The organism is Bacillus sp. JJ864 (assembly GCF_036963045.1).
GTDB classification, from domain to species: domain Bacteria; phylum Bacillota; class Bacilli; order Bacillales; family Bacillaceae_G; genus Bacillus_A; species Bacillus_A pseudomycoides_C.
Map to the genome: position 1 here is coordinate 274 of NZ_JBALLY010000044.1, position 4,531 is coordinate 4,804.

At 40.1% G+C, this 4,531-nt stretch carries 4 protein-coding genes and 2 pseudogenes; all 6 read left to right on the forward strand.

Going from position 1 to position 4,531, the window contains the following annotated elements; all coding sequences use genetic code 11:
- Nucleotides 1–329, forward strand: a pseudogene (locus V7024_RS08125) (peptigoglycan-binding protein LysM); the annotation flags it as partial.
- A 94-nt stretch (nucleotides 330–423) separates the two neighbouring features.
- Nucleotides 424–665: pseudogene (locus tag V7024_RS08130) on the forward strand (NAD(+) synthetase); the annotation flags it as partial.
- Between the two features lie 95 nt (nucleotides 666–760).
- A complete protein-coding gene (locus tag V7024_RS08135) occupies nucleotides 761–1,468 on the forward strand; it encodes a YhcN/YlaJ family sporulation lipoprotein (RefSeq protein ID WP_335518109.1) in 708 nt (235 codons plus the stop codon).
- A gap of 609 nt (nucleotides 1,469–2,077) precedes the next feature.
- Nucleotides 2,078–2,608, forward strand: coding sequence for a BofC C-terminal domain-containing protein (locus tag V7024_RS08140; RefSeq protein WP_335518112.1), 531 nt, complete (start codon nucleotides 2,078–2,080; stop codon nucleotides 2,606–2,608).
- A 159-nt stretch (nucleotides 2,609–2,767) separates the two neighbouring features.
- Nucleotides 2,768–3,385, forward strand: coding sequence for a Holliday junction DNA helicase RuvA (gene ruvA, locus V7024_RS08145; RefSeq protein WP_335518114.1), 618 nt, complete (start codon nucleotides 2,768–2,770; stop codon nucleotides 3,383–3,385).
- A gap of 5 nt (nucleotides 3,386–3,390) precedes the next feature.
- Entirely contained in the window at nucleotides 3,391–4,392 is a 1,002-nt protein-coding gene (gene ruvB, locus V7024_RS08150) for a Holliday junction branch migration DNA helicase RuvB (RefSeq protein WP_335518116.1), read from the forward strand.
- Nucleotides 4,393–4,531: the final 139 nt, after the last annotated feature.

The following is a 4,531-nucleotide window of genomic DNA, read 5'->3' on the forward strand; positions in this document are numbered from 1 at the left end:
CAGCAATGCAAGGGATGCCGCCAATGCAAGGGATGCCAGCAATGCAGGGAAGGCCGCCATATGATATGCAATACACTTCTATGCCAAATCCGAATGTTGCGCCTGTCACAATGGATAATAATGTACCGTCAATGGAGTCAATGCATGAGGATTGCGGTTGTGATGGAGAACCGGAATTATATAGTCCGCAGCCGGGGATTCCGTATTTCCCACGTGAGTTTCATCAGCAAAACCCATATATTCCGTATACACCGCAGCCAGGTACAATGTATTATCAACAAAATCCTCCTTCTGTATTTGGAACACTTTATCCAGAAGAGGAAAATTAAAAAAATGTTAGGAAGCCGTTCTTTATAAAAGAACGGCTTTTGTGTGAGAATTTATTTGGGAACTCAGTGGAGATTACATGTACAAGCAATTGTAAAAGGCCTTATTGTTGGGAGTGGTATTGTATTAGGCGGATCGGATGAAATTATACATAAAGCACCAAGCGCAGGCTTTTGGAAGGTCAAGCAGACGAAAATGAAATGGGTACAACATATAACATAATTGACAAATATTTAAAGAGTGAGGGAGTTCCTGAAAAAGATCGTCTTATTATTGAGCGTCTTCATGTCTGCTCAGAGCGTAAGCATCATTTAGCAGCAGCACCTTCGAACATTTAAGTAAAATACTTACAGTGTAAAAACCCTCTTTGTGACTCATGATAAGAGGGAGCTTTTCGAATGAAAAGTTCATTCTAACAGAGGGGGTTTTTGTATTGAACAAAAAAATTAAACTTATTACCGCTTCTTTGTTAGTTACCAGTGCATTAGCTGCATGTGGTACGCCTAAAAATAAAAGTGCGATGGACCGTAATGCTACTTATAATTACGAGCGTACATCGTATGAGAATGCTTATCCGTATAGAGATAATGTAACGCGCACAGACCGTTCCACAGATTATGTCACATACCGTAACAATGCAAGAACCGACGACTATGGGAATGTAAAGTATACAAAAATTAATCAAGACATTCACAATCGTCGTGATAACGTTGGATACAATTATTACCGCGATGTAAATTATCACGGACAAATGACGAACCCGTATCCAACTCGTAATGTTACGATGAACAACACGTATATAAACAATGATGGTAAAATAGCTGAAGCAGTTACCAACCGAGTAAAAGGTATGGATAACGTAGATCGTGTTTCTACTGTTGTACGTGGTAACGATGTTGTCATTGCGGTCAAAACTCGTAACAACCCAGACGAAAAAGCGCTAGAAAATGACATTCGCAAAGCTGTTGCACCTCTTGTGAACAATCGTAATATCTATGTAACGGCAAAAGCAGATATGTTTACTCGCGTTGATACAATGAGCACGCAGCTACGAAACGGAACAATTACAAACGATTTAAATCGTGATATAACAAATATGTTCCGAGATCTTCGTACGAATGTAACTAACGTGGTGCGATAATGGAAAGAAGGGGGGATGTTATTTCCCCCTCTTTTTTATTTAAGTAATGTATTGCTTTCTCCTACCATTAATGTTATATTAACAAAGCGATGAGCTAATTTACGTAAGACGAGAGATATGCTTAAGTGCTAAACACGCGGATGTGGCCGCCTGGTCTCTCGCCGTAAACGCATCAAGACGCCTGCATGACAGGCGTCTTTCTTATTATATAGAAAATTACAGCGGAGTAGGCTGAAGAGCCCATTCCGCTTTTTTGTGTTCTTAATTTTGTACACCTAATTTTTATTCATAAAAAGTCTATTCTATACAAATTCATTTTAATGTTTTCAAATATCAATTGCTGCTATGCAGAATACAACCTAACCGCTACTTGCTTTCTCCTTTTGTTTTAACCTTGCACGTGGCAGAAAAAGGTCCTGACCGCTTCTATGCCCGGACAGATGCTCTCGTCCATCTAAAAATAAAGGGGTTTTTAATTGGTATTTATATAATCAGTTGATGCTGTTTTTCGAGATATCTAACTTCTAATCTTCTAAGGGGCATAAAACTTCTTTTTTCGGTCAAACTGTAAATAGAAACTTTTATTTTCCCTAAAAGAGGTGACAGCATATGAAGTTCATGATCGTTTCCATGCAGATTGTGCTAGCTGCGTTTTGTTTGTATCATGAATCGAGTGTAGCATCGGCAGAGAGTTCGGGTAATGAAGCCCAGCAGGAACCTCAAATTACAATCATGTTGCAGCGTATATATTTAGATGGGGAAGTGAGTCAGGAAATTTTTAGAGAAGAAGTTGTGAATTTAGAAAAGCTTTTAGAGCAATATAAAGATTGGCAACTCGTTGACCGAGATGATGTGCAAATTGTATTGCAACAGCGCATTGATGATATTTCGCCGTTATTAAAAACGAGTGGGTATTTTGGAGTTTCGAAAGAGGGAATCCTCCAAATTTTTAACGGTGTACCGGAAAAGGACAATGCCATCCATTCCTTCTTTCAAATTGATATGAAAAAGATGGAAAGTTATCAGCGTGAACAGCTGAAGCGAGGAATTCGGGTGAAGTCAAAAGAGCGATTTGTGAAAGTGATGAAAGATATGGAGCAATATTCTATGAGCAATGGAAACAGCCGTAGCTTCAAATAGCTGCGGCTTGTTTTTGTGTTTCTAAACTCATTTTTCGAGAGTATCTTGCCAATGTGAAAATGAAAAATAGGGTAGAGAACATTTGTTGGGGGAATCTCGCATTTCTATCGTTATTTATGTTAAAATGGAATACATGATTTGAGAGGGAGAGATACAATTTTGTTTGAATATATTACAGGTTATGTGGAATATGTAGGACCGGAGTATATCGTTCTTGATCATAATGGAATTGGTTATCAAATTTTCACGCCAAATCCGTATGTATTCCAAAGAAGTAAACAAGAACTTCGTGTATATACATATCATTATGTAAGAGAAGATATAATGGCCCTTTACGGATTTAAAACGCGTGAAGAGCGTTTATTATTTACAAAGCTTTTAGGTGTATCGGGGATTGGACCAAAGGGAGCGCTTGCGATTTTAGCTTCTGGTCAAACAGGGCAAGTTGTACAGGCGATTGAACATGAGGATGAAAAATTCTTAGTGAAGTTCCCGGGTGTCGGAAAGAAAACAGCACGTCAAATGATTTTGGACTTAAAAGGGAAATTGGCAGATGTTGTGCCTGATGCTTTTGTTGACTTGTTTTCAGATTCAGACCGTTTCGATGGGAAGAAAGGAACATCTGTCGAGCTTGATGAAGCATTGGAAGCACTTCGAGCACTTGGATATGCAGAGCGAGAAGTATCTCGCGTCGTGCCAGAATTATTAAAAGAATCACTTACGACGGATCAATATATTAAAAAGGCACTTAGTCTTTTACTAAATGGTAAGAGGTGAGTAGAATGGACGAACGTCTCGTTTCAGGAGAATCCGCGTATGAAGATGCGGACTTAGAATATTCGTTAAGACCACAAACGCTCCGTCAATATATTGGCCAAGATAAAGCAAAGCATAATTTAGAAGTGTTTATTGAAGCGGCGAAAATGCGTGAGGAAACGTTAGATCACGTATTATTATATGGACCGCCAGGACTTGGGAAAACGACATTAGCAAACATTATTGCGAATGAAATGGGCGTGAATATTCGTACAACGTCAGGACCAGCAATTGAACGACCAGGTGATTTAGCAGCCGTTTTAACGGCGCTCCAACCAGGTGATGTTTTATTTATTGATGAAATTCACCGTTTACATCGTTCAATTGAAGAAGTATTGTATCCGGCGATGGAAGATTTTTGTCTTGATATAGTTATTGGAAAAGGCCCGACAGCACGCTCAGTGCGGCTTGATTTACCGCCGTTTACGCTAATTGGAGCAACAACGCGTGCGGGAGCGTTATCGGCACCGCTTCGAGATCGCTTCGGTGTATTGTCTCGTTTAGAATATTACACAGTTGATCAGTTATCAGCCATTGTAAGGCGTACTGCAGAAGTGTTTGAAGTTGAAATCGACTCTTTAGCGGCTTTAGAAATTGCAAGGCGTGCACGAGGTACGCCTCGTATTGCGAATCGTTTATTGCGCCGTGTACGTGATTTTGCGCAAGTTCGAGGCGATGGAACGATTACGATAGAAATTACGCAAATGGCCCTCGAACTACTACAAGTAGATAAGCTCGGACTCGATCATATTGACCATAAGTTGTTGCTAGGTATTATTGAAAAATTCCGCGGCGGTCCAGTTGGATTAGAGACGGTTTCTGCAACAATAGGGGAAGAATCACATACAATTGAGGATGTGTATGAGCCGTATTTACTACAAATTGGCTTCCTGCAAAGAACGCCAAGGGGCCGCATTGTTACACCGCTTGTATATGAACACTTCGGATTGGAGATGCCGCAAACATGACGGATATGCCAAAGCTGCTCATTACAGCGGGTATTCTTTTTATTGTTGTTGGATTAGCTTGGAAGTTTATCCCGCATTAACGGGCAGTAAGACCCCCACCTCAAGATTTAGAGAGAATCGATGAAGATAGGTGGGGGAT

Excerpts from the sequence above, each read along its gene's own strand:
- ruvB (WP_335518116.1), top strand. The coding sequence starts at position 3,391 with ATGGACGAACGTCTCGTTTCAGGAGAATCCGCGTATGAAGATGCGGAC.
- V7024_RS08140 (WP_335518112.1), top strand. The coding sequence starts at position 2,078 with ATGAAGTTCATGATCGTTTCCATGCAGATTGTGCTAGCTGCGTTTTGT.